This is a genomic window from Intestinibaculum porci, from assembly GCF_003925875.1.
In the GTDB taxonomy this organism is placed as follows: domain Bacteria; phylum Bacillota_I; class Bacilli_A; order Erysipelotrichales; family Coprobacillaceae; genus Intestinibaculum; species Intestinibaculum porci.
In genome coordinates this window covers 2,383,025-2,408,722 of record NZ_AP019309.1, presented here as the reverse complement: position 1 = coordinate 2,408,722, position 25,698 = coordinate 2,383,025, and the positions used below count along the sequence as shown (strand labels likewise).

The 25,698-nt window shown below is 36.3% G+C and carries 20 protein-coding genes and 1 pseudogene; 16 read left to right on the top strand and 5 right to left on the bottom strand.

The window, feature by feature from the left end; genetic code table 11:
* Positions 1 to 63: 63 nt before the first annotated feature.
* The 3 genes and pseudogenes from SG0102_RS11500 to SG0102_RS11490 form a co-directional block, all read right to left on the bottom strand.
* Positions 64 to 735: a hypothetical protein gene (locus tag SG0102_RS11500; protein ID WP_125120058.1), complete on the bottom strand. Its 672-nt coding sequence runs from the start codon at positions 733 to 735 to the stop codon at positions 64 to 66.
* 66 nt (positions 736 to 801) lie between these two features.
* Positions 802 to 993: a hypothetical protein gene (locus SG0102_RS11495; RefSeq protein WP_125120057.1), complete on the bottom strand. Its 192-nt coding sequence runs from the start codon at positions 991 to 993 to the stop codon at positions 802 to 804.
* A 62-nt stretch (positions 994 to 1,055) separates the two neighbouring features.
* Positions 1,056 to 2,057 (bottom strand): annotated as a pseudogene (locus SG0102_RS11490) (ISL3 family transposase); the annotation flags it as partial.
* Between the two features lie 1,156 nt (positions 2,058 to 3,213).
* Here SG0102_RS11490 and SG0102_RS11485 point away from each other — a divergent pair.
* The 3 genes from SG0102_RS11485 to SG0102_RS11475 are packed head-to-tail and all read left to right on the top strand — an operon-like array spanning position 3,214 to position 6,101.
* On the top strand, positions 3,214 to 4,128 hold the full coding sequence (locus tag SG0102_RS11485) for a tyrosine-type recombinase/integrase (protein ID WP_125118712.1): 915 nt from the start codon (positions 3,214 to 3,216) through the stop codon (positions 4,126 to 4,128).
* The gene (locus tag SG0102_RS11480; protein WP_157982964.1) at positions 4,112 to 5,101 is read left to right on the top strand and encodes a tyrosine-type recombinase/integrase; all 990 of its coding nucleotides are present in this window, start codon (positions 4,112 to 4,114) and stop codon (positions 5,099 to 5,101) included. Before SG0102_RS11485 ends, SG0102_RS11480 begins: the two co-directional genes overlap by 17 nt.
* The gene (locus SG0102_RS11475; RefSeq protein WP_162300178.1) at positions 5,082 to 6,101 is read left to right on the top strand and encodes a tyrosine-type recombinase/integrase; all 1,020 of its coding nucleotides are present in this window, start codon (positions 5,082 to 5,084) and stop codon (positions 6,099 to 6,101) included. Before SG0102_RS11480 ends, SG0102_RS11475 begins: the two co-directional genes overlap by 20 nt.
* Before the next feature lie 2 nt (positions 6,102 to 6,103).
* Here SG0102_RS11475 and SG0102_RS11470 read toward each other — a convergent pair whose 3' ends face one another.
* Both SG0102_RS11470 and SG0102_RS11465 read right to left on the bottom strand, forming a co-directional pair.
* The gene (locus SG0102_RS11470) at positions 6,104 to 6,775 is read right to left on the bottom strand and encodes a transposase family protein (protein ID WP_125120055.1); all 672 of its coding nucleotides are present in this window, start codon (positions 6,773 to 6,775) and stop codon (positions 6,104 to 6,106) included.
* 83 nt (positions 6,776 to 6,858) lie between these two features.
* Positions 6,859 to 7,461 carry a hypothetical protein gene (locus tag SG0102_RS11465; protein ID WP_125120054.1) on the bottom strand — a complete coding sequence of 201 codons (603 nt, stop codon included), beginning with the start codon at positions 7,459 to 7,461 and terminating at the stop codon, positions 6,859 to 6,861.
* 845 nt (positions 7,462 to 8,306) lie between these two features.
* On the opposite strand from SG0102_RS11465, the gene SG0102_RS11460 reads away from it, so the two are divergent.
* From SG0102_RS11460 to SG0102_RS11400, 13 genes are all read left to right on the top strand, one after another.
* Entirely contained in the window at positions 8,307 to 8,678 is a 372-nt protein-coding gene (locus SG0102_RS11460; protein WP_125120053.1) for a hypothetical protein, read from the top strand.
* A 662-nt stretch (positions 8,679 to 9,340) separates the two neighbouring features.
* Positions 9,341 to 10,579: an O-antigen ligase family protein gene (locus tag SG0102_RS11455; protein WP_162300205.1), complete on the top strand. Its 1,239-nt coding sequence runs from the start codon at positions 9,341 to 9,343 to the stop codon at positions 10,577 to 10,579.
* Between the two features lie 99 nt (positions 10,580 to 10,678).
* Complete coding sequence (locus SG0102_RS11450) at positions 10,679 to 11,269, top strand: hypothetical protein (protein ID WP_125120051.1); 591 nt, start codon at positions 10,679 to 10,681, stop codon at positions 11,267 to 11,269.
* A gap of 53 nt (positions 11,270 to 11,322) precedes the next feature.
* Positions 11,323 to 13,635, top strand: coding sequence for a DUF5722 domain-containing protein (locus tag SG0102_RS15605; protein WP_197715037.1), 2,313 nt, complete (start codon positions 11,323 to 11,325; stop codon positions 13,633 to 13,635).
* 229 nt (positions 13,636 to 13,864) lie between these two features.
* A complete protein-coding gene (locus SG0102_RS11440; protein WP_125120050.1) occupies positions 13,865 to 15,487 on the top strand; it encodes an SGNH/GDSL hydrolase family protein in 1,623 nt (540 codons plus the stop codon).
* 101 nt (positions 15,488 to 15,588) lie between these two features.
* Positions 15,589 to 17,307 (top strand): DUF5722 domain-containing protein, encoded by a 1,719-nt coding sequence (locus tag SG0102_RS11435; protein WP_125120049.1) that lies wholly within the window; start codon positions 15,589 to 15,591, stop codon positions 17,305 to 17,307.
* A 126-nt stretch (positions 17,308 to 17,433) separates the two neighbouring features.
* A complete protein-coding gene (locus SG0102_RS11430; protein WP_125120048.1) occupies positions 17,434 to 18,045 on the top strand; it encodes a hypothetical protein in 612 nt (203 codons plus the stop codon).
* An 88-nt stretch (positions 18,046 to 18,133) separates the two neighbouring features.
* On the top strand, positions 18,134 to 18,817 hold the full coding sequence (locus SG0102_RS11425; RefSeq protein ID WP_157983042.1) for a glycosyl hydrolase family 28-related protein: 684 nt from the start codon (positions 18,134 to 18,136) through the stop codon (positions 18,815 to 18,817).
* Between the two features lie 735 nt (positions 18,818 to 19,552).
* Complete coding sequence (locus tag SG0102_RS11420; protein WP_125120046.1) at positions 19,553 to 21,316, top strand: DUF5722 domain-containing protein; 1,764 nt, start codon at positions 19,553 to 19,555, stop codon at positions 21,314 to 21,316.
* A 63-nt stretch (positions 21,317 to 21,379) separates the two neighbouring features.
* Positions 21,380 to 22,762 (top strand): exopolysaccharide biosynthesis polyprenyl glycosylphosphotransferase, encoded by a 1,383-nt coding sequence (locus SG0102_RS11415; RefSeq protein WP_125120045.1) that lies wholly within the window; start codon positions 21,380 to 21,382, stop codon positions 22,760 to 22,762.
* Positions 22,763 to 22,776: 14 nt separating this feature from the next.
* On the top strand, positions 22,777 to 24,000 hold the full coding sequence (gene cps2T / locus SG0102_RS11410) for a beta 1-4 rhamnosyltransferase Cps2T (protein WP_125120044.1): 1,224 nt from the start codon (positions 22,777 to 22,779) through the stop codon (positions 23,998 to 24,000).
* 1 nt (position 24,001) lies between these two features.
* Positions 24,002 to 24,895, top strand: a complete 894-nt coding sequence (locus tag SG0102_RS11405) for a glycosyltransferase (protein WP_125120043.1) — start codon at positions 24,002 to 24,004, stop codon at positions 24,893 to 24,895.
* 9 nt (positions 24,896 to 24,904) lie between these two features.
* Positions 24,905 to 25,696 carry a glycosyltransferase gene (locus tag SG0102_RS11400; RefSeq protein WP_125120042.1) on the top strand — a complete coding sequence of 264 codons (792 nt, stop codon included), beginning with the start codon at positions 24,905 to 24,907 and terminating at the stop codon, positions 25,694 to 25,696.
* Positions 25,697 to 25,698 lie beyond the last annotated feature (2 nt).

The following is a 25,698-nucleotide window of genomic DNA, read 5'->3' as shown; positions in this document are numbered from 1 at the left end:
GCGTATTGTTAGCGAAGACTCACAGTCTGAGAAATCTGGCTGATGGGTCTTCGCTATTTACTTTTACAGGTGTGCCTGGTGATAAGCCAGGCGCTTTTTATATCGCTCAACTGCCTGATTATAAAACCGGTAGGCCTCCAGAAAGCTGGCTGAATACAGGAAGAACATGCCATCCAGTTTATAAAGCGGATTGGTAAAGAACCAGTGGCCATCATTAATCCATTTAATGCATGCTCCTTCCTCACGCGGAGTGACTGGGTGATCCTTCTTGTACTTCTCGAAATCATAGAAATCAATAACCATGTAGCTTTGATCCTCTTCAGTCAGTTCGTCTGTATGAGGATCTCTTTTTTGAATATTAGTGTAATCAGCTTCGAAGTAGTTATTTCTAAAGCCGTTTTTATAGGCTTCAATGATGAGTCTCTGCATGAATGTGGCTTCAGCTATGTTCATAGGACGGCCGTTGTTGTCTTTCATATTAAATTCATTGGCATAGAAGCTATGGCCGCTGCGTATCCAGTCAATACAGTGCTGTTCCTCATCATTCATAAGCTCAATGGATGTTTCCTTATCAAGAAACCTATCGAGTTCATCAAGATAATGACGGGTGTCCTCGTCGTCGTAATAAACATTATTATCAGGAGCACAGCTGGGTTCCAGTCTATCGCAGGCATCATATTCCTTTCTGTATTCTCCATAGTTTTTAAGATCTTTTGAGTAGGTGTGTTTGCTCATAATATTTATGTCCTTTCTGTTTATAAAATAAAGCGGAGAGGCATAAAGCTTCTCCGCAGATGGCTGTTATTCATCTGGTTCATGATCGAATAGTGATTCCTGCCTCCAGCTTACGTCATATTTGACTTTCGCATTCATGATCCAGGATGTCAGTGCTGATGACATCGACTGGTGCTGTTCAAATGCATACTGGTGAAGTCTTTCGTAGACTTCGGGATCAAGAGAGAAGGAAACCATTTTTCTTTTTTTCTTTTTCATTTTCTTTGCTTCCTTTCATATATAATGGCTATATAGGCGTTATATAAGACTTATATAAGGTTTTATCGCTTGCTTCTGGAACCTTTGTCGTTAATTCTGTCTCTGCTGATTGGCTGCGGCTCCAAGAAGAAAGATGTATCCATGCCAAGACAGTAAAGAACTCTGTTGCGGAATCTTGACCAGTTGGAATAACCATTAGCGCAGCACTTTATCGATTGTATAATGCGGTTACGATTCTCTATTACGCTCGAATTCATGCGTCTGGTTTTCTTCTGACGGTTCTTAGCGATAAAATTCTTAATCAGTTCGGTCTCAGCGTTATTGAGATCGTCATCAATGATAAATTCTTCGCCGATCTGAACAGGCTCAAAGTAGTTGAGAATTTCCTGCTTCCAGTTGGCAAGTGTATTAGCGAAATCATTTATTTCCTTCACCTGTGAGGCGTGGAAATTGGTAATAAGCTCCTTAAGAGCCTTGGCGGCTGTCTTCAGGTCATTTTTTCTAAAAAAAGCATATAGGCATTCCTGCAGCGCGACAGCTTCTCTTAACTCATCATCTATATCGAGAATCATATAGTAGATTTCATAGTAATTAAGGTAACGTTTAAATACTTTGTTGTATTTCTTTTCGTTATTGGGATCAAAACATTTGTCATCAGGACGTTTGTAGAACATCCATTTGAATTTTTTCAGAAGATAGTAGTTAGTGATCTTCTGTTCATATTCTTCCTGTTCCTGAGGCGACATCGCTTTGATTTCCTCAGGCTTCTTTTTCTTGACGTAATTGTCTTTCATAACACGGATACGTACATCCTGCAGCTTTCTAGAAAGTTCAGCCTTAAGATGAAATGTATCAACTACGTGCTTGCTGTTGGGGAAGAACTGCTTTGATACAGAACGGTAGGTTTCCCACATGTCCGAGCTGGTCATGCGCACCTGATCTCTTTCATCCTTAGGAATCTTAGAAAAGTAGTTCTGAAGATCATCCTTTTTTCTTGTGGGAAGGATATCAATGATTGCTAGTGTCTCAAAATCCATAAGGACATATACATAATCCCCTTGAGAAGAGTGAAAACTATAGGTCTCATCTTATGGAGAAAAAGTATTATGGGAAGTCGTTTTTAATTATGACCAAGTGCTGGTCTTTTTTCATTCCGGACTTCCCATAATATTTTATCTTTGGAATCACATTTATGTACTGTATACTCAAATTAAAAAGTTATCTGAGGCAAAAAGTGACCATTCAGATAACTTATATTTCGTGACTGATGTAATTATGATAAAATTATCTCATGCAAAGATACAGAAAGGAAAGGATCTTCAAAGCTATAAGTTTGGTCGCTTACTTTGAAGATTCCCCACGTGCACCATGTTACTATCAGTGTTTGCTTTTTTCAACACCTTTTTGAGAAAAAGACTTTATGAAGGAAGATCGATCTTTGATATCGATTTTGAAGATTTCTGCAGTTTTATAAATGAATTATCCTCTCAGTCCTGCTGTTATGATCATCATTCTTACAAGAGCAGAAAGAAGCCAAAAAAGATACCATGTAAACTTACAAAAAGAAAATATTTTAGATATCTTATCACATTTTATAACGGGCAAATGAATATAAGTACAATTGAAATACCGCTCATGTACAGCGTGAATACAAACAGCTATCATTCGCTTCTTCCTGCCTTTTTTATCATGTTTAAACACCAGTATTCCATTCAGTTCATTTTATCTGTTTTGATATACTGGGATAATCATAAGAATGATAAGACAGCCTGTAGTATATCTACTAAGTTTAATATTCCACGTTCGACCATGTATAGATGGAAGAAAGACTATTTACGTTACCTGATACTTTATAAAAAGTATTTAGGTGAATCTGTCTTCAGCTACTTTATTCGTGCATTTTTTAGTAATCCAAACAATTCAATAAACATTATTTACAATATCCTGAAAGAGCGAATATTTTCTTTAAAACATATGATTCACTACGAATATGTGACATGAATATTATTTGGATACATTTCAAATATATTCGATTATAGCTTCATATTTTGCTTTATAAATAAGACAGGACACGATTCATGATTATGTCTGTTATATAATGATTTTGTCATTTAAAGCGAGAGGAGGTATATAAAATGACGAGTATTAGTATGACTGCATCAGCTAAATTGAAAGTACAGATTAAGATGCAGTATGTCCTTTTGTGGGAGGTAATGAGTAATGGATAAAAGTGAATTTGTGAATTATTATCTGAAGATATTTAGAGATAATCAGAAGCCTGATTTGGTAGAAGCTACGATTAAACATAAGTGTAATCACGTACAACCCTTTCTAAGCTATGTATTTGATAATGATGTAAATGATTTTCATGATTTTGACCTTTCTATTGTATTCAAATTTATTAATCAGCTTCCTTACAGATCACAAACGAAAAGTATGGTTGCTTTTACATTGAGAAATTTCTTCGATATTCTCCATAAAAATGATCTAGCAACTGTTGATGGACGTAGACTTTTTCCAGTTATCTTTACGAATAGGCGATCGACGCTCCCTTCCTATTATACAGAAAAAGAAATCAAAATGATGTTGAGTGAAATCAAACCGAATAGTCAAAACTACTTACGGACAAAAACTATGATTATGCTGGCTGCTCAGACAGGTCTAAGAGCTAGCGATATTCTTCAGCTGAAGCTAAGTGACATTAAATGGGATAAGAATCTTATTGAAAAGCCACAGATAAAGACAGCCTGCAGAGTCAGCGTTCCCATATCAAAAGAAGTTCGATATCTGCTAATTGCATACCTAAGAGATATAAGACCAAAGAGCCTGAAAGATTATAATGAGTATGTATTTATTAACCCAGACACCGGGACCACATATTGCCGTTCAGAACTTACAGCCCTTGTTAAGTATTACTTTAAAAAATCTGATGTGGAGATTGGCGAGAGAAAGAATGGAGCGCATGCCCTGCGCCATTCACTTGCAACCAATTTACTAAATAAAAACACACCAATGCCTGTTATCACAGGTATTCTAGGCCATAAAAATCTTAATACAACAAGCAGATATCTTTCTATTGATGTGGAAACACTGCGCTGTCTCTGCCTGGAGGTTCCCAATGAGTATCACGATTGAAAACTTTCATGGCGTTTTCCGAGAGGTATTTGTTGGCTATGTAGAATATAAAAGGTCACTCGGATTTGCGTTCGATTACACCATTATTGCAGGACTATTAAAACTGAATAATTATCTTGAAACATACGATCTTAATGCGCCCATACTCACACGTGAAATGGCTAAGGGATATATTCATCAAAACGAAGGCAAGGCCCCGTCCACTATCCATAACTGTGAATCACGTATACGACAGGTCGGTCTATATATGAAGAATATGGGATATGAAAATGTTTATGTCTATCCTGAAAAGCATATTAAAAATACTACAGATTTCGTTCCATATATATTCTCAAAACAGGAAATGCAAAGTATTTTCAAGGCTATCGATATCCTCGCTTCAGAAAATATGATGTATCATTTCTATCAAACAGAGCTCAGACTCCTGTATGCTACAGCGATGAGGGTTGGAGAAACGCTTGATCTTAAGGTGAAGGATGTAGATTTTACAAGTAACGTTATCAAAGTAAATAATGCTAAGAACAACGTTACTCGACTAATTCCTTTTAATGAATCACTTAGAAAATGGCTTCTTAAAGGTGGAAATATAGATGGCGATCCAGATGATTATTTCTTTCCAGCTCCAAGAGCAGGAAAAACAGGGAAAAGGAAAAGATCACAGCAAGTTTGCATACTATTTCAAAGAACCATACTGCCAAAGGCAGGCATAAATATATGGAATGGAAAGTACAAAATACGTATTCATGACATTCGTCATAGTTCTGCATGCGCTATGCTTAGCCATATGATTGAGCTTGGCTGGGATCCCTACTGTGCGCTTCCTTATCTTAGCACCATGCTTGGACATAAGGGAATTGAAAGCACTGAGAAATATTTAAGGTTAACCAAAGAGCATTATGATGAAATCGTTAATGCCGGTCACTATATTTATGAAAAGGGGTTAGGAAATGACAATGAAGAAAAAGACATTTAAGAATGACTTTCCAAAACTGTTAAGCAAGTTTCTGATGGTTTATCTGCCTAAGCAGAGGGGCTTCAGCAGTAATACGGTCACTAACTATAGTTATGCTTTTAAGGAATTGTTTGATTACATGAAGGAAAAAGAAAATATAAATCCTTCTAAAATAACGATAGAAATGCTCGGATATGCCAGTATCATCAGTTTCCTTGATTATCTTGAAAATGAAAAAGGTGTTTCAGCGAACACCAGAAACAACAGGCTGGCAGCTATCAAATCATTTATGGCTTACGTAAGCTATGAAGCGCCTGAATATGTTAATACATGCAGTACAGTCTCAAAAATCAAAATGAAGAAATTTGAAAGCAAGCCAATGAACTATTTAACAGTTGAAGCAACTGAATTCTTATTCTCTACATTTGATCAAAATGATCCCGGTGATTTAAGGGACCTATGCATTATTCTTCTTTTATACGAAAGTGGTGCAAGAGTTTCAGAACTGACTGCCATCAGAAGAAGTGAAATCAAGCTTAAAGCACCACATACATTAATATTACACGGCAAGGGAAATAAATCAAGAATAGTTCCCATCGATGCAAGCGTAGTCAGGATTATTAAAAGATATACTGATCTATATGGAATTGATGCAGAAGATTTTTTATTTATGAATATACATGGAGAACAGCTTTCACGCAAAGGTGTCGCTTATATTGTCAATAAATGCTTTCAGAGAGCTAAGCAAATGAATCCGAGCCTTTTCCCTGAAAGGATTTCACCACATTCACTTCGCCATTCTAAAGCAACACATCTACTTGAAAATGGCGTCAACTTAATTTATATAAGAGATCTTCTTGGTCATGCATCAGTTACTACAACTGAGATCTATTCTAAAACAAATCCAGAAATCAAAAGAAAGCACCTTGAAGAAGCTGCACAAAATCTTATTGAAGAAGAGGAATTCAATGAAGACGAAAAAGACAACTTGGAAGAATGGCTTAATAAAATGATTCGATAAGCTTAAATAATTATGGGAAGTCCGGAATGAAAAAAGACTAGCACTTGGTCATAATTAAAAACGACTTCCCATAATACTTTTTCTCCATAAGATGAGTTATGTCTAGCTTCCCATAACTCATCCATTACCAAATATTTAGTAAGTTTTTTTCTGGGAATGTTGACATGCGCATCAAAGATTCTCTGAACGGTGGTGGGGCTTAGAAAATATCTGTTGGCGACCGATGTGAACGTTTCGTTGGGATCACGCAAGTCCTTCAAAACCAGAAACACGGTCGTGACAGAGACTTTTTCACCAGGAAAGATGAAGGGGTTTTCCTCATTGAACGTCTTACCGCAGTTCTTGCATTCGAATCTTCGCTGTTTGTAATCAATTATGCATGGCGCATGAGCGAGGACGGAATGGCGGACCTTCTTGATTTTGTATCCCTTAACCCTGATCTCTTCGGATCGGCACATAGGACAGCTGCAGTCGCCTCTGTTGAGCGTTATCTGAACATGAAGCTCATCTTTTTCACTGGATATTTTAAACTCTTCAACCTGGGATTCCTTGATGTTGAAAAGCTTTAGCACATCATCATTGAATGAAAAAGCTTTAACGGTGCTATCGGAAACAGCATCAGAGCTGCTCCCGGCGTTCTTGTTACTGATTATTAAGTTTTTATCTTTAGGCATTGTAAATTATGCACTCCTTTCATCAATGCAGCTTCATTATAGGAAAGAACGAAGGGCACAAAATACATAGCTCGTGTGGAAAGTTATATCAAAAAAATCAGCCTCTTAATGGAAAGGCTTACATTTAAAGGCACTCGACTGAAAATCCTAAAGAGATCTTTTACTGAGCAGATGATGCGGCCCTTGAGCTTTGCTTTGATGTAGCTGAAAAAGGATGAACTGCAGGGCGGCACATAGTTGATGATTCTGCTCGCCAGAGACTCATTAGCCGTATTGTCAGACTGATCACTGACTTCATCATTATTGAGGATATTAAGTTCTATGCAGACATGAATGATATCCTGGACACAGTTCTGCATATAAGGTAACAGGAAGCTTGGAAGGACAACGTGCGTCTCATGATCATCAGGATTATCTCTGTTGATTTTCTTGACGCGTAAAAGTTTTAGGGTGTATTTAGCACCATTAATAATAACACTGCGATGGACATAGCCATGAACGTAGCACTTGTAATTGCGCCACTTGCTTCTAAGCTGATCAAGGATCTGGTCAGTGTCATAGTATTTATTAAAGTCATTTAGGAAAGTTTCTTCATCAATCGTATTGATTTCTTGCTTGTAATGCGATATTATCTTCTTGTCTTGTTGGACAGATGAAGAACAAACTTTGGTCGGAGAGTTCTTCATCTTTTTTTCTTTCTGTAGATTTTTAAGTTCTGTATATGGATAATAACATAGTTTAGAACGTATCAGAACCCCACGAAAGTGAAAAGAACAAGAAATATTTAAAAACCAAAAACCACACAAAATGGTGGAGCCTGCTCAGACCCCACCAAACTTTAGATTATCGGAGATGTATACTATTTATACATCTCCATTTTATTTGTCGCAATTACTACCTATATTTGTTCTCTTGTATATCTTTATTTTGTTACATTATGAAAACATCTTTTAGGGTCATTTTTTCAGATTCTTTGGCAGTGATCCTCCTGACTTGAGCATTAGTTCTTCTATCTGATTTTCATCATCAATATTAATAAGAGGAAGCTTACTGATGAGGTGAGTCATATACCTTTCCGGTATCCAAATGAGTCATCACAGTTGTTCTTAGTATAGAATATATATAGCAATGTTTGTCTGCATTTATTGTATTCATTCACTACATCTTCGAATTTTCTACGTACATGTGTCCAGTCGTATGCATGAACGGTTCTTTTAAGCTTATTATATGAAGCTTATTGCATCAGCTAAAATGAGTATATTAAAGCTTAGAATGGTATCCTGTGCGTTATGGTGGCACCGATTAAGTGCTATATCAACTGATTGCCTCAGTCTGCCAATATAGCTAACATTGACAAATGTTGCGTAAATACATGATTGTAAAGCCTTTCATGAACCTCTTGATAGACTGAAAATGATATTATTTTTTGTATCTTTTGCTTTAAGTGCGGATAATGGGAAATCATTCTTTGTACCCCCCTTGTAAAGTAAAAGATGAGAAATGATATAGTATTATTAAGGGAGATGATTGTATGGAAAAGAAAAAACTTAGGATATTTGATTCTATGTATACAATGCAGGAACTGTTACTAGATTTTATTATTATAACCTTATCAGTAATGGGAATGCTACTCTTTCATAAGCTGCAAGGTGATGCTATTACGTGGGCAATAATTATATCGGTTTGTAAATGTATGCTTTTTATGTATCTGCCTTATCGTTTAGCAAGAGTTGTGCCTTTTTATTTTTTCTTTAAAGTGATTATCCTTGTTGAATATGTTTATTTTAATATAAAAATTTATGGTCATTATCCAAATGCGCAATTCTTTTATTTTTTGTTTACGGGTAGTTTGATTGTTTTACGCATAATTCAAACAATACGAATGAGTCGAAGAACTGCATAATAATATATTTCGAATATTTTAGACCTGATAGAGAAGTTCTCAAAAATATGTTGTATAATATTACATTATAAAAGGGGAATTCTATGGGAAAGAAAATATTTGTTTTTTTGATATTTGCTGTGATCAATAGAAGTGTAGACATAAGCTAATTATTTTCTTCATAGGATGACTCACTATGTTATCACTAAATATAAAAATGTGTTTAAACAAGATTAGCGTTTTCTAATTCATAAAGGTGATATTGTGCATTTTCATCATTATACGGACAATCTGATTGGAAATGGTCAGGATATAATGAAGACAAAGCCAATCTATAGACAATGTGTAATAAAATGTTTTAAATATTACAAATATGTTTATATCTAGGGCCTTTTTTAGAGGAGCAATGTTGCTGTTATAGAAAGTTGTAGGGAAAAATAATGATAAAGACAATGAAAAAATATCTTATTCAATGTTATATAATTTTTACGCTAGTAATATTACCGGTGATCTATCACAATTCCTATATTGACATACGTGACTTTAAGGTTGCGGTCTTTTGGCGGGCCTTTGCAGTGATAGGAATATTGCTTGGAATCAGTATTATTAATGATTTAGTTATGCTTGTTAAAGAAAAAGGTTTGGATGGGTTAAAAAAGTTGTTTTTAGAAAGTGTTAAGCCAATGGATTATGCATTATTAGGTTTTGGCGTAGTGGTGTTAATTTCTTCCTTAACATCTCGTTTTGGGATGCATGCTTTTACAGGTGATCTAACATTTAAGGTGGGTGGTTTTCTGCTTTTAGCAGTCATCTTTATGTACTTCATGATTTCTAAAATTGAAGCACCGCTGCCTATTCACTATATTTGGGCAGCACCTGTTCTCTTTTTGGAAATCACAGCTATTCTTAATTCATTAACGATTGATCCATTACATATGGCTTTACCGCAAATGACTTTATCTGATCGTGTGTATTTTATTTCTACGATCGGTCATATAGACTATTTATCAGAATATTTTTGCCTTTTTATTCCTTTCTTTGTGGCAATGCTTATTCGCAGTGACAAAAAGAAAGATCAGATCCTCTATGGGATTATAGTATTTTTGGGGTATTTATCTTCATTGCTTGTAAGGGCCAATGGGATGATTTTAGGATGTGTTTTTGGGTTATTTGTGATTGGTATTTACTGCCTGTCTCATAGTAAATATATGAAGGTATATCTGCTTCAGTATTTCTTATTTGTCTTTGCGGCATTGATTACAGATCTTATTAACCATCTTTATATCATTCCCTATAAACAGTTAGAGTTAGATGCCTTATCCTCTCATTTAAGCAATAAACTTTATCTGGTTATAGCTGTGATATTAGGAATACTATTAGTTATTGAGCATAAGGCTTCGGATGATACATTAAAGAAAGTTTATAAAGTTATGCAGAAAGTGATTTTAACTCTGTTTGTAATTGCATTATGCGGTTGGCTGATCTTCTCTATTTACTGTGTAGTGAATAACTTACAGTTACCAATCTTTAATAACCGTATTAATATCTGGCGTGGTTCTTTTATTAGCTTCCAGCATATGTCAATCAGAGAAAAATTCTTCGGTGTAGGTCCGAATTGTGTCTCTGCAATGTTAGATAAATATGCAGTTTATCAAGGCGTTTCACGTACGACTGCTCATAATGAATTGTTAGAATATTTCTTATCGACAGGAATTTTAGGCTTTGTTACTTATTTATCTTTTTGGGTATTATTAATAAGATCCCTCATAAAAAACAGCTATAAACCTTATGCATTAGCTTATTTAGCAGGTTTGGTTGGGTATGCTGGTATTTCATTAGTGGTAGGACCTTCCTTCCTTAATACTGTCACTTTATTTACATTACTTGCATTAGCTTCAAAAGAAGCTTTAAGTGAAGCTTAAGAAAATCTGAAAAGGCTTTAAATTAAAAGGGGATTCATTGACTTTCAATATTTCAGGGAGTACGATGAAATTATCAATGATGAATATGGAGGTAAGATTATGAATCTTAAAAAACAATTTGCATCAGTATTAACTGCTGCTGCCGTGTTAGGGGCGACACCAGCATTACCTATGAGTGTTGTAAATGCTGCTGGCGATACAGCTGATCAGTTGGCTACAATTACATCTGCAACAACACCATCAAGTCTTAAAGTCAAAGTTACAAAGACAAAGACAGCTAAAACAGTTTATGTTTTCCAAAAGGTGACAATTCAGTTATCGGGAGCTAAAAGTTTTAAGTCAAGCAATAAGAAAGTTGCGACAGTTACAAGCAAAGGTGTTGTGAAGTTTAAAAAAGCAGGAAAAGTCAATATCACTTTCAAGAAAGGCTCTAAGAAATACACTGTTACTTTTACAGTGAAAGCGGCAACATTAACTTTAAGCAAATCTAAGGTCACTGTTAAAGTAAAGAAATCTTATACTGTAAAAGCCAAGACTGTTAAGCCAGCTAATACAGTAAAATGGTCTTCAAAAAATGCCAAGGTAGCGACTGTGAAAAATGGTACTATCACTGGTAAGAAAAAAGGCACAACTTATGTTTATGCTAAAGCCAATGGTTTAACAAAGAGTGTTAAAGTCACTGTCAAATAGTTGGTTAAGAAATGGTCTTTCATAAGGCCATTTTTATTTTTTGGAGGAAACTTATGAAACGTTTTGGGGTTATGGGAGTCTTAATATGTCTCTTGCTTACATTATTTACAAATAAAGCATCTGCTCTAGCACCTGCTATGAGCGCTTATGCTAATGTGTCACAGATTGATATACATATCACTAATGAGTTACCAGGTACACTGTATGCGTATCCTGCTAATAGTTATCCCTCTGGTGATGCTATGAAAGGCATCAGTAAGAAAGATGATGGCTGCGCAAAAGTAGGTGACTATACGGGTGGCGATGCGCATTTCTATCGAGAACGTACACAAGCGGGAAAGGATCACCTTTATGATAAATACTATCTGATGAATAATGGCACTATTCTTGCCGGCCCTATTTATGTGAATGGACAGGATCCTTCTCATAATATTGCCTTTGCTCAGGATTCTATTAAAGGTCTCTTTAATGAAGATCTTGAAAATGTTGATGCTGCAAAAGATTTAGGTGTTTCCTCGATTACGGTTAATATTGACTTAGCAGAGTTATTCGCTGCTTCTCATGAAGGTGCCATTTCTTTTCAAAGTCAAGGGAAGACCTATTATTTTGATACTACCTATGTGAATAAGTTAGATCGCCGTATTGTTCCCGCTAGCACCAATCACATGAATGTGATGGCTGTCATTGCTGCCTGGAATCAAAATGGTACACGTTATCCAGATGAACTCATTTATAATGGTCATAAAGCTGCAGTTATTGGCACAAATACATCCAATACCGAAGGATTAGATGATTATCTGGCTATGATGGAATTTCTTGCTCAGCGCTACTCTCAGGATGAATCTCATGGTTTGATTCAAAGTTACATAATTGGCAATGAAATAGACTTTACGCCTTATTTCTATAACTGCGATAACTTAAATACCTTTATGGAAGAATATAGCCGAGCTCTTCGTCTAGCTTCCTTAGCCATAGGTAAATATGCCTCCGATACGGATGTTGTTGTCCCTTTTACGCATTACTGGTGTGGTGATGAAAAGAAGCTTGGAAAAGAAAACAGCGGGGCAAGTTTAAAACCTTATGATATGATCAATTGGCTTGCTAAAGTATCAAAAGAACAGGGAGATTTTAACTGGAACTTAGCCCCCCATGTGTATGGTTCGATGAATGCTAAAAGTAATATTGCCTATACGGATGTCCGCTATGGCGCCATTAATGGGGATATTCATAGCACTGAGCATCTTACCTACAGCAATATGGAACTTTTACAGGATTATTTATCTCAGGATTTATTAAAATATCAGGGGCATATGCGTTCGATTTATTTAACTGAATCAGGTGTTTCTTCAGATGATAATTCCACGGAGAATTTGAATAAACAGGCTGCTTCCTTTATTCAGACTTATTATAAATGTGCAATGCTGCCATTTGTGAAAAGCTATAATTATTATCGTCTTTATGATCATGCGGATGAGACGAAGAAACATTTATGTGTTGGCTTAATCAATGATCAGGGCGTTAAGAAACCTATTTATGATGTCTTTAAAGCTATTGATACCCCTTCAACACTAGAAGTGGCGGATCCTTATCTCAAAGAAATCAATTATTATAAAAACGGGACAAAACAGATGAATACCGAAAAGTTCTCTGTTGAAGGCTGGAAGGATGTTATGACTGTTTATGATAATGCTATGGATTGGAGTAAACAGTGGAACTTCTTCAATATTGTGAAAAAGTCTCAGCAGTCTGCTATTAATACAACACTTTATAATGCGGCTTCCGATGCTGCTCATGATAGCGATGCGGGAGAAGTCGTGGTCGCCCCAACCACGACAATGATAGGGATTAAGCGTTATCGCTGTATTCACTGTCGGGCCTGGATCAAAGATGAAACGCTCCCCGTCTTAAAAGTAGCAAAGAAGAAGACAAAAAAGAAAAAGAAGAAAGTCAAACGGAAAACAGTTTATATAGGACAAAAGGTAAAACTGCGCTATAAGGGAAAATATAAGTATAAAACCAGCAATAAAAAGATTGCGAAAGTGAGTAAAAAAGGTATCATCACCTTTAAGAAAACTGGAAAAGTGACGATTAAAGCTGTTTCTAAGAAAAAGAAGTATACGTTATATTATTTGGTCAAGAAACCACGGTTTAAACTCACCAAGAAAAAGATTGTTTTACGGAAACACAAAACAGCAAAAATCAAAGTGAAGGTGAATAAACCGAAGACAAAGATTAAATGGAAGGTTAAAAATAAAAAGATCGTGCGGATTAAGAAGGGGAAAATCCATGCCTTGAAAAAAGGACGGACAACTGTTTATGCAACAGCTCACCATATTACGAGAAAAGTAACGATTATCGTTAAATAAAGGTTATCTTTAAGGTAGCCGTTCTCTTGATCTTTTTATGTAAACGCTTTGAATTTATAATGAAAGGAAGAAACTTATGAAGAAATTAATATCGTTCATGGTCAGTCTGCTGATGTGCGTAAGCACATTACAGGTTGTGCATGCCCAAAGCACATATCGTTTTTTAGCATTAGGGGATAGTATCACCTAAACGCCTTATACTCCGCTAGTCTGGTACAATAACTGTGGTATGGGGGCTTCTACGGCAGAGATGGACTGGGTCCATCAGGTTCAAAATGAACTTAAGAAACACTATGATGAGGTTAACTATGACGTTAAGAACATCTACTGGCAAACCAATACAGGCATGTTACAAGTGGATGAAACAGAGGTTAAAGAGCTGAGTCAAAACCATCCATATAATTTAGTGGTTATTGAAAATACAGATCAGATCGGAAATAAAAAACTCCTCGATGTGTATGAGGAAAACTTACGTCATTTTGTCAGTGTGGTGAAACAGTATAATCCTCAGGCGACAGTGGTTCTGGTAATGGATTTCTTAGCCGATTTCCATTATCGTGATATGAGTATTCCTGAAAAGAGTACAACGATCTTAAACAATGTGGCAAGAGATATGAATTGTCATATTGCTTCATTACATCAAATCACGAAAAATCCCAATTATATGAATAAAATTGGTGGTATCCTTTATGATAAGGATGGCAACTCTTATACAATTACGCGTAAGGATGTGGCTTTGCATCCTAATGATCAGGGGATGAAATACATTGCTTATAAAGTTTTAGAGCAGGCCGATATTACTATGGATGTGGGCGATAGCTTTGCGGATTTATCAAATCCTTCCGTTGCCCCCAAAAATGGCTGGATTAATGAGAAGAAACATCGTTACTATTATGTCAATGGGATTATCGTGAAGGGTCTCTATCAGATTGGCAATGTTTATTACTGCTTTGATAAAGATACCGGGGCTTTGCGAAAGGGAATCTATAAGAAAAATAAATATACTTATTATGCAGATCAAAAAGGCAAACTGATTATGTATAAGCTTAATGGTCGCTATTATAATCAGGATACCCAGCTGATTGCCACAAAAGAAGGAGAAAAGATGGTAGCTCTTTTCTATGCTAAAGAATATCTTAAAAAGCATCCTTATAAAGGTAAAAAACGTCTCCAGCATTATTTCGATCAGATAGTGAAATATAAAAGTAAAAAGAAAGCGCGAACCTATACATTTAATAAAACGAATCCGGCATTAGTGGCCGTTGATTTCTTTAATGGTAAGAATAGTCGAGATGCAAAAGTTTGTGCATTTGCGTATCTTGCTTATGCTCTTGGACAAAAGAAAATTACCATTGCTTTACACAAAAAGACCAACTATGTTGTGATTGGCAAGACTTTTTATCAGCCTAATAAAGCCGATGGCTTTGCCATCAAACTTAAAGACAAGGTGAAAAAGCTGAAACTAATGAAAGCTCCCCAGATGAAGGCGGTCAAAACCAAAAAGCCGACTCGTATTGTCAAATGGGATGAGAAAAAGAAGAAACTCTATTATGACAATGGCATGGCTGTAACGGGTATTGCGGCTTATAATAATATGTTCTATGCATTTGATGGTCAAGGTCATTATGACGGTGTTTTAACAAATCTGTTAAGAAAGGCCGCAACGTCTGCAACGCCAATTGCAACCCTTAAGCGACTGATTGGCGAGCCTTTATCGACAAGTTATCATAGTAGCTGTTTTGGAACAGGGGATGATGGCTTACTAGTCTATAAAAACTTTATCGTTTCCACTTTCAGAAGTGCGAATGATGGGACTGAAAGTTATGTGGCAGTGAAAAGTACTATGCAGTGATGACTTAAGTCAACCTCAAAGGATCAGGAATGAAACTTGAATGCGGTTTGTTCTCGAGGTATACTTGAGGCGGATAGATTAATGAAAGAAGGAGAACGTTTATGAAAAAGAAAAATCTATTTTTTGTGATTGCTTTTTCAATGATCTTATCTGTTGTCTTCGCTAATCCAGTGAAGAATGTTTCCGCTGCAAGTAACACTATGAGTGTCAGCGTTACCGCAAGTAAGATCAAGATTAAGATCACCAAAGCTAAAAAAAGTGGGACACTTTATGCTTATTCTGCCAATGAATATGCGAAAAAGGATACCACTAGAGGTGTATCCAAATCAGTAAAAACAAAAGGAACAGCTTTAGGAAAAGTAAGCAAAGGTCAGTCTAAAACGATTACAGTGAATCGTTATGATGCCAATGGTCGTGATGGTTTATATAACAAGTATTATTTATTAAATGGTAATACGATTGTGAAAGGACCAATCTATGCGACTTCTATTGCCTCTGCTAAAAAGAGCATCGGTTTCACTCAGAAATCAGTGAAAGGTCTCTATACAGAAGGTGATGCATCTAATATCAAATATGCCAAAGATTTAGGTGTTTCATCAATTACATTAAACATTGATTTAGGCACATTGATGTATGCTTCTAAGAGCGTTGCTCCGGCTGATGCAACACCATATCAGGTGAATGGACAGACGTATTATTTTAATACCAGTGCTGTTAACTATTATGATTCTGTGATCCAGAAAGCTTCAGCCGCAAAGATGAATGTCATTGGTATTTTAATTGCCTGGACAAATAAAAACTACAATACTTATGCGAAAGCATTACGATATAACTCACCTAAGAGTACGATCACAATGGGTCAGAACACATCTAATGCTACTGGTCGTGATGACTTTATTGCGATGATCGAATTCTTAGCTCATCGTTATTCTCAGTCTAAAGCCAATGGTTATATCAGTACTTATGTATTAGGTAATGAAATTGACTTTACACATTATTGGTATAATACAAGCAACTTCAATAAGTTCATGGAAGAATATTCAAGAGCTTTACGTTTATCTAACTTAGCTATTAAGAAATATGCAGGTAATGTGAAAGTTGCTGTACCATATACACATTACTGGGCAAAGAGTGCCGGTCAGGTCTTCAAAGAATGTCCTGGTCCATCTTTCGCACCATTAAAGATGACCAACTGGTTAGCTAAAACATCAAAAGCACAGGGGAACTATGACTGGGCTTTAGCACCACACTGCTACGGCGTTGTCAATACAAAAGCACAGCAGACATTATCTGATAGTTCAATGGGTGTATTAACAGGTAACTATAAGACAACGAAAGAATTAACATTTACTAATTTAGAAGTCTTAAGCAGTTACTTAAATACAATTAAGTATAATGGTAAACAGAGAAGTGTATACTTAACAGAATCAGGTGCTTCTTCTGGTAAGATCTCGACAAAGAATCTTAAATATCAGGCGGCGACAGTCGCTTATGAATATTATAAAGTCGCTCATTTACCATTCATTAAATCATTCAACTACTATCGTTTAAAAGATGAGGCTTCAGAAGCAAAGAATGGTTTATCAGTTGGCTTACTTAAATCAAATGGTTCTCAGAAACCAGCTTACAAGGTCTATAAGCACATTGATACAAAGAGTTCTTCAGCCTGGACAAAAGGTTATCTGAAATACATTTCTTATAAGCGCAATGGAAAAGGTTCAGCTAAAAAAGCAACGTCTTGGAAGTCAGCTATGAATGTTTATAGTACTTCATTTAACTGGAATAAGAAATGGTCTTGGAAAAAGATCACTAAACGTTAATGATTCGAGGGAATGTCATTTATATGGCATTCCTTTTTTGCAAGGATATGTCGTTTTTGGCGAGATTGAAAAAAGCGGTGCTATAATGATGGTATAAGGAGATAAGAAAGAAGAGGAGGATTAACTATGAAGAAATTATTATCTGCCTTAATGACATCATCTTTATTATTTGTGGGAACATCACCTGTTTATGCGAGTGGTTATACTAGCGCTTATGCCAAGGTTATCAACAATCCCCATGGTGCTTTAAAGAATCAAATCAGCTATTATGAGAAATACATGGAAGAAAAGATTAATGTTGGACGCTATTTCACTTATGATTTAAATAAAGATGGCACTCCAGAACTTTTCTTACTTGGAAAAGGCAATTGGAAAGGTTTTAACTTTGTGGCAACGTATAGGAATGGAAAAGCTGTGATTCTTAATTCTCAATTTACCGTTCCTACGAGAATTAATAAAGCAAGGAATTGCTGGATTTCAGAAGGTCACTTATGGGGTAGCGGTGGATATCAAGAAATTCAGGCACTAGGCATTAAAAATAAAAAGCTTTATGAAAAAGCCTATTTTGATAACGCACCTGGGGACTACGAATTAAGAGAAAATGGTTATCGTTTGAAAGGTACAAAGGGAAACTATAATAAGCTGAGGAATAAATATTACAAAAATACTAAATCAATTTATGCTTTCAAATCATATAAACGCCCAAATTCTAGAGGCTTAACACATCAATCTAAATAATAAGAGAATAATACTGGGAATGTCATTTACATGGCATTCCTTTTTTACGCGTGTAGTGATAAAACAAACAAAGATGGAGGATATATTTATGAAGAAATATATACCAGTAATAACGGCTTCACTACTTGTTTCGGCAATGATGAGTATGCCGGTAAGTGCCAAAAACATTTCCGTTACAAGCTTTGGCGCTAAAGCAAATGACAAGAAAGATGACACCTATGCCATTCAAAGAGCAATTGATAGTGCACCAAGCGGGGCTACGGTGACGATTCCGAAAGGAACCTTCTATTCCCAACAGATCTATCTGCGCCGTAACATCACTTTAAAAGCCAGTGCCAAAACCGTTATGAAAAAGAAATTCTTTGCGAAGCATCCTGAAAATGCCTTTATTGTCTTCCATCCCTTAAAGAAGGGCTATACCGGCTTTAGTAAGGTCGTCATCGAAGGCGGTATTTGGGATGGTCAAATTCATAAGGATAATGCGACCAACTATCATAAAGGCATTGAAATTGATCATGGACATAATCTGACAATCAAAAATATGACCTGGAAGAACTTTTCGGGAATGCATATGATTGAAGTCAATGCTGTCAAGAATGCAAAGATTGATCATGTCAATATCTCTCATCATTACTTCTATAAAGGGACAAAGAGAAAACAAAACCTCATTGGCGGTCTAGCCATCGCATTTGATTCAGCCATTAAAGGGCAGGGGACGACCATTCCCTATGACCATACGACCTGCGAGAATATTACCGTTACCAACTGTTAATTAACCAATGTATTATCAGGCATCGGCACCCATTATAATGAACCACAATACTTAAAATACAAACATAAGAACTTTACAATCAAAAATAATACCTTCAACAAAGTACGAGGCGATGCCATTGAACTCTTGAATATCAATGGTGTCACATGTCAAAACAATAAAGGCAAAAACATTGCAAGATATCTTGTGAATTATGGTGACAATACCAACGAGAATATTTCTAATAATTGGAACTATGTAAATGGAAAATATGAACTGCAGTAACAGGACCTGATCGTCCTGTTTTATATTATTTTGGATATTTGTAAAGATGCACATTCTATTCAATTATCAATCACAGGGTTATCTCTGCTTTTCACAAATCCAGTATCTGCTGCATCGCTACTATTGTCGGTAAAATCAAAGAAGATTACAAAAGAGCAAAGTTATACACTTTACCTTAAAAACAATCGCTAAAAAAATCATCCGGTCGGTAACCGACAAAAAACTTCTTTCGTTAAATAAGAAGGTAAATCCATCGGTCAACGTAACAGCTAAGTGGGAAGATATTGCTAATATTATTTTTTGTAAAGGCCATTGCATTTGCAATAATTTCTATGTTTATAATCAGAATGAAAGGCAGAATTGCTGATTTGACGATTTCTGCTTTTTTGCGTAGAATAGCGTCAAGAAAAGGAAAAATGTTTGGGTTTATTTGCAGTCCCTATGAGATGATGGGAAGAAAGGAGTGCTATTATGAAGAAAAAATTAGCAATTGTATTACTCATGATTACACTTGTTTTCTCAAGTCTTTATCTTTATCAGAATAAATCTCAGGGTTCTAATCATCCAATGATCGTATCAGTCACAAAAAATCAGGTAGTGATTTCCCTTCATCGGTTAGGTGTGAGCGGTCATGCCTATGTATATGCCTATCATGCCAATGACTATTATTCTACTGATACAATAAGGGGTATAAGCAGTAGTGTGAAAAGTCAGGGAACCTTCATTGGTCGTTATCGCTGTGGGACAAATAGAACCTTTACGATTGATCGTTATACAAACGGCTATGATGCGTTATATTATAAATATTATGTTATTTATGAAAACACTATTCTTTATGGCCCGGTCTATGCTACAGACATCTTATCAGAAAATCAGAATGTTCGTTTTAAACAAAGTACGATCAAAGGGATGTTTGCGGATGCAGATCGGGAAAATGAATTCAAATATGCTGACGACTTAAACGTGAAGTCCATTACTATTAATATTGCGATTTCAGAGCTCATTTATTCTAACGAACCAGTCAATGGAAAAACGATGATGATTCCTAATGATGCTATATCGATGAAAGTGAATGGAAAAATGTACTATTTCCATAAAGACGCAGTAAGTGAATATGATAAGTATGTTCAGGAAGCTTCCAAACGTCATATGAATGTCATTGCTATTATCGCGGCCTGGAAAAGCGGCGGCTATTATACCACTTATCCTGACGCCCTTAAGTATGATTCCCCTGTCAGCAATACTCTGATGGGGACAAATACAGCTAATGATCTAGGACGTGAGTACCTTATTGCGACGATGGAATTTCTTGCCAAGCGTTATTCGCAAAATGCTCAGCAGGGCTATATTTCCAATTATGTCATCTCAAATGAGATTGATTCCACTTATTATTTCTATAACTGTCATGATCTCAATACCTATATGGAAGAATATGAAAGAACCTTACGTTTAAGCAACTTAGCAGTGAAAAAATATGCAGCGAATGCACAGGTTGTTGTGCCTTTTACCCATATGTGGAATGCTGCACAGAGTGAAGTAGATGCAGCGGCTTATGGCTATTGTCTCAAACCTAAAGAAATGCTCGATTGGTTAGCGCATTATACCAATGCTCGTGGGGCCTACGACTGGGCTATTGCGCCGCATTTATATAGTGCCATTAATACCAAAAGCAATTATGCCGGCAGTGATGTGGAGACGGGCAATTTGACGGGAGATTATAATACTTCAAAGATTATTACCTTCTCTAACTTAGAGGTATTAGGTGAATATTTAGATCAAAACAGCCTCAAGTATAAAGGGCAGATGCGCTCTGTTTACTTAACCGAAGGGGGACCTTCATCAGGTTCAAATACAAAAGAAAGCCAAAACCAGCAGGCAGCTAGCGTTGCTCAGGCTTACTATAAAGCCTCACAGTTATCCTTTATTAAGAGTTTTAACTTTTATCGCCTTAAAGATCATCAGGATGAAACGAAAGTTGGCTTATCATGTGGTCTCTTAGATGAAAAGAACCAGCCTAAACCCGTTTATGATGTCTATAAATATATTGATACGCCGGCGACTTATGATCACAGTGATCCGTATCTCACTTATATTCATTATAAACGTGATGGTCAAAAGGAAATCAGTGTCGCAGCCGGCACGCTTCATTCATGGCAGGATGCCATGTGGGTCTACACTTCTTCCTATAACTGGCCAAAAAAATATAAGAAGTCAGCGCCTTATATGAGCCATTAATGAAATATATTTGTAAATAACGATAGGCAAGGTTATAATAAAAAGGCAAACGGAGGTTCTTATATGAGAAGTAAAAAAATCCTCTCGTTGATCCTCGTGATTATCGAGTGTTTGGTATTTTATTTAATTTATACAGCATGGCATTTAAATCCGCCAATGTTTAGACAGGACTTAGGTCTTTATATTATCTACTTATTCGTCATGGGACATTACAGTATCAAAGATTCCCTTATTTGGGATGAAATTCGTAAAGTTTTTCTCGCAACGATTCTTTATATGATCACCTTTGCGATTATTATGCCTTCCACATTTGAAGGGGTGCCAAGACGTTATTTAATCTTCTTATCAACGATTATGTTCTTTGTCGATTTGTTTGTTTCTTACTTCTTACGCGTGGTCTTTAGAAGTGTCTTAAGTAAGAAGACTTTAGTAGTGGGTACCAGTGAAACAGCTTATCGTTATGGCTGTATTGTCAATGATAATAAATTCGCTATAACCGAAGTCGTAGGTTTCATTGATCTCAATGATCCCCACTATTTCCAAGAACAGTATGAAATGTCTGAAGAGTTATTTTATAACCGTGATGCCCATCATGTCTTTGACTATAAGAACTTTGATGTGGTCATCAAAGAAAATGATATCGATCAGATCGTCATCGGGGAACCTGAACTCTCAGGGAAAGATCTCAATACGATCTTAGAGCGTTCCGCTAAATTAGTGGATTCTGTCAAATATATGCCGGAAGACTATAACTTAGTCAACTTCTCTTCGGAAGTACAGGATTTTGATGGGATTCTCTTAATCAGTACCTCAAAAGATACCCCAAGTGTTTTTGATCGTTTCTGGAAGCGTTTCTTCGATATTCTGATTTCTTTAATTGGCTGCCTTATAACCGCCATTATGGCGATCTTTGTGAAGATCTCTTATATCAGACATGGTGATCATGATCCGATTATCTTTAAACAGAAACGTATTGGTTTTCGTGGGAAAACGATTACCATTTATAAGTTTAGAACAATGATCCCACATGCAGAAGAAAAGCTAGAGGAAATGATGAAAGTCAATAAAGACATTAGGGAAGAGTATCATAAACATAAAAAATTACGTTATGATCCTCGCGTCACCCCAACGGGGAAATCATTACGACGCAGTTCGATCGATGAATTTCCTCAGTTCTTTAATGTTTTAAAAGGAGAAATGAGCCTAGTTGGTCCACGTCCGTATTTACCAGGTGAAAAAGCAGAAATGGGTGATGACTATGATGTTATTATCCGCTCTAAACCAGGTATAACTGGCATGTGGCAGGCCAATGGCCGCAGTGATCTCGGCTTTAAAGAACGTATGAAGTTAGATGTTTACTATTATAAAAACTGGAACCTTTGGCTTGACATTATTGTGATATTTAAAACGTTTCAGGCCACTTTTACTAAAAAAGGTGCTCGTTAATAAAGGATATTCTTATGATTATTAATAATAAAAACGTAGAAGAATTACAACTGCATAAAAGTAACCCTGATTATAGTACAAAGAAAAGACAGGTTTTTATTATCGGTTCCAAGGGTATCCCTGCTTCTTATGGCGGTTTTGAAACCTTTGTAGAAAAGCTGACCGCTTATCGTAAAAGTCAGGATATTACCTATCACGTGGCCTGTTTGAGTAACCGTAATGGTCGTTTTATGTATAACGATGCCAAATGTTTTAACGTCTTTGTGCCACAAATCGGTCCCGCTAAAGCGGTATATTATGATATTGCGGCGTTAAAAAGATGTATTCAATACATTAAAGAACGCGATATCGAACATCCTATTATTTATATCTTAGCCTGCCGTATTGGACCATTTATTCATCACTACAAAAAACAGATTGAAGCATTAGGCGGTGAATTATACGTCAATCCTGATGGCCATGAATGGATGCGCGCTAAATGGAATAAAGCTATTCGTAAATACTGGAAGTATTCTGAGAAGCTGATGGTGAAACATGCCGATTTACTTGTCTGCGATTCTAAAAACATTGAAAGCTATATTCATGAAGAATATAGTGAGTTTCATCCTAAGACCACATTCATTGCCTATGGTTCAGAAACTTCGCCATCAACCTTAGCGGATGATGATCCTAACTTCCATAAATGGTTAGAAGAACGTCATTTAAGAGTGAATGATTATTATTTGATCGTTGGCCGTTTTGTCCCAGAAAACAACTTTGAAACGATTATTAGAGAATTCATGAAGTCTCATTCAACACGTTCCCTCGCGATTATTACGACTGCCAATGATAAGTTCTTAAGAGACTTAGAGAATCGTTTACACTTTGAAACCGATCCCCGTATCAAATTTGTCGGGACGGTCTATAACTCAGAATTACTCAAAAAGATTCGTGAAAATGCCTATGGTTATTTCCATGGTCATAGTGTTGGCGGTACGAACCCAAGTCTGTTAGAAGCTTTAGGCTCCACCAAAGTCAATCTTTTATTAGATGTTGGTTTCAATAAAGAAGTCGCTGAAGAAGCCGCTTTATACTGGAACTTAGAGGATGGTAACTTAGCGCATCTGATTGATGAAGCAGAGAAGCTAACCCCAACGCAAATTGAAACGTTAGGCCAAAAAGCAAAGCAGCGGATCAACATAGCTTATAGCTGGGATTATATTGTCACTGAATATGAAAAGCTATTTCTAAAGGAGTAATATGAAAGTACAAGTCTTAATGTCGACCTATAATGGGGAACGTTATTTAGAGCCACAGCTCAAAAGTCTTTTCAATCAGAAAGATGTCGATGTGTGCGTATTAGTGCGTGATGATGGCAGCACAGATGCCACCATCGACATTTTACATGCATGGAGCTTATCCCATGATTTAACCTATTACCAGGGTGAAAACCTTAAACCAGCCCGCTCCTTCATGCATTTGATCAGCCAAGCCGGAGAGGCTGATTATTATGCTTTCTGTGATCAGGATGATGTCTGGGATGATGATAAACTCATGATGGCTATCAACGCCTTAAAAGATCATAAAGAACCAGCTCTTTATATGTCCGCCACAAAAATAGTCGATGAAAATCTTCATTATATAGAAACCAAACCGGTCAATACGTATCATACTTTAGAAAATGCGATGATCAAAAATGAAGCGACCGGCTGTACCCAGGTCTTTAATGATGCCCTTTTAAAGGTGATGCAGCGCTATACTCCATCCTTTATTAAAATGCATGATTCCTGGATCACTCGTGTTACTTATGCCATTGGCGGCTTTGTCTATATAGATGATCATGCTTATATTAATTATCGCCAGCATGGCGATAATGTTTTAGGCTATAAAGAGCCAAAACTCAAAAAACTATTGGGCCAGTTAAAAGAAGCTTTTGGTGATCATGTGCGCATCAGACAAAACATTGCGTTAGAATTATTACAGGGTTACAGTGATCTGATCACGCCTGAAGCGATGCCTTTAATCAAAGCCTTCAGTGATTATCCCACCAATAAAGCTTCTAAGAGGTATTTATTACATGATCCCTTATTAAAGACCCCTTACAGTAATATCAATAAACGCATTCGTTTAGCCATTCGCTTAAACAAATTTTAAGGAGATACTATGCAATTTTACACGCTGATTGTCATTTATAATAAACATTATCAGGATTCTTCAAGCATCAAGAGTCTGTTTGCGACGGATGCTTATAAACAGGGAAAGATTCATGCAGTTCTCATTGATAACAGTACGCGTGATTATCATAATGCATCATTTAGCATCCATGATCATTGTCATTATTTATCGATGCATGGCAATCAGGGCTTATCAAAAGCTTATAATGCGGGTATCGATCTCTTTAAGGGACAATTAGAAGGACAGGCCGTTGTTTTATTTGATGATGATACAACCTTTGATAACAGCTATTTTGCGGCGATGGAAAAAGCTTATGGTGATGCGGATATTTACTTGCCTATTATTTATGATCAAAATCAAGCTTTGTTATCACCTAGTATTATGACCAAATACCGCTGCGTCTTAGCCTCTTCTTTAGAAGATATTACAGCTGATCATATCAATGGTATTAATACGGGGATGATGATCAAAGGGGAGATCTTCAATGATTATCGTTATGATGAATCTTACTTCTTAGATTATGTGGATCATGCCTTTATTAGAGACATGAAAGCCAAACATAAAAAGATTATTTATGTATCTACCATCTTAAAGCAGGATTACTCCTTAGAAGGACAAGACTATCAGTCCGCCATGAAAAGATTTGAAATCTCCAAGAAAGATATTTACAATTATTATAGAAAAGGTTTGATGAATCACATTGTTTATCATTATCTGATGCTTAGACGTAAGTGCAAGTATCTCAAAATGTATAAACATATATGTATATTATTGAAATAAGA

Coding starts and splice junctions, on each gene's coding strand:
- SG0102_RS11435 (WP_125120049.1), top strand. CDS start 15,589: ATGAAAAAGAAAAATCTATTTTTTGTGATTGCTTTTTCAATGATCTTA.
- SG0102_RS11455 (WP_162300205.1), top strand. CDS start 9,341: ATGGATTATGCATTATTAGGTTTTGGCGTAGTGGTGTTAATTTCTTCC.
- SG0102_RS11500 (WP_125120058.1), bottom strand. CDS start 735: ATGAGCAAACACACCTACTCAAAAGATCTTAAAAACTATGGAGAATAC.
- SG0102_RS11475 (WP_162300178.1), top strand. CDS start 5,082: ATGAAGAAAAAGACATTTAAGAATGACTTTCCAAAACTGTTAAGCAAG.
- SG0102_RS11465 (WP_125120054.1), bottom strand. CDS start 7,461: ATGAAGAACTCTCCGACCAAAGTTTGTTCTTCATCTGTCCAACAAGAC.
- SG0102_RS11450 (WP_125120051.1), top strand. CDS start 10,679: ATGAATCTTAAAAAACAATTTGCATCAGTATTAACTGCTGCTGCCGTG.
- SG0102_RS11495 (WP_125120057.1), bottom strand. CDS start 993: ATGAAAAAGAAAAAAAGAAAAATGGTTTCCTTCTCTCTTGATCCCGAA.
- SG0102_RS11440 (WP_125120050.1), top strand. CDS start 13,865: ATGGGGGCTTCTACGGCAGAGATGGACTGGGTCCATCAGGTTCAAAAT.
- SG0102_RS11480 (WP_157982964.1), top strand. CDS start 4,112: ATGAGTATCACGATTGAAAACTTTCATGGCGTTTTCCGAGAGGTATTT.
- cps2T (WP_125120044.1), top strand. CDS start 22,777: ATGATTATTAATAATAAAAACGTAGAAGAATTACAACTGCATAAAAGT.
- SG0102_RS11400 (WP_125120042.1), top strand. CDS start 24,905: ATGCAATTTTACACGCTGATTGTCATTTATAATAAACATTATCAGGAT.
- SG0102_RS11420 (WP_125120046.1), top strand. CDS start 19,553: ATGAAGAAAAAATTAGCAATTGTATTACTCATGATTACACTTGTTTTC.
- SG0102_RS11425 (WP_157983042.1), top strand. CDS start 18,134: ATGAAGAAATATATACCAGTAATAACGGCTTCACTACTTGTTTCGGCA.
- SG0102_RS11430 (WP_125120048.1), top strand. CDS start 17,434: ATGAAGAAATTATTATCTGCCTTAATGACATCATCTTTATTATTTGTG.
- SG0102_RS11460 (WP_125120053.1), top strand. CDS start 8,307: ATGGAAAAGAAAAAACTTAGGATATTTGATTCTATGTATACAATGCAG.
- SG0102_RS11485 (WP_125118712.1), top strand. CDS start 3,214: ATGGATAAAAGTGAATTTGTGAATTATTATCTGAAGATATTTAGAGAT.
- SG0102_RS11470 (WP_125120055.1), bottom strand. CDS start 6,775: ATGCCTAAAGATAAAAACTTAATAATCAGTAACAAGAACGCCGGGAGC.
- SG0102_RS11405 (WP_125120043.1), top strand. CDS start 24,002: ATGAAAGTACAAGTCTTAATGTCGACCTATAATGGGGAACGTTATTTA.
- SG0102_RS11415 (WP_125120045.1), top strand. CDS start 21,380: ATGAGAAGTAAAAAAATCCTCTCGTTGATCCTCGTGATTATCGAGTGT.
- SG0102_RS15605 (WP_197715037.1), top strand. CDS start 11,323: ATGAAACGTTTTGGGGTTATGGGAGTCTTAATATGTCTCTTGCTTACA.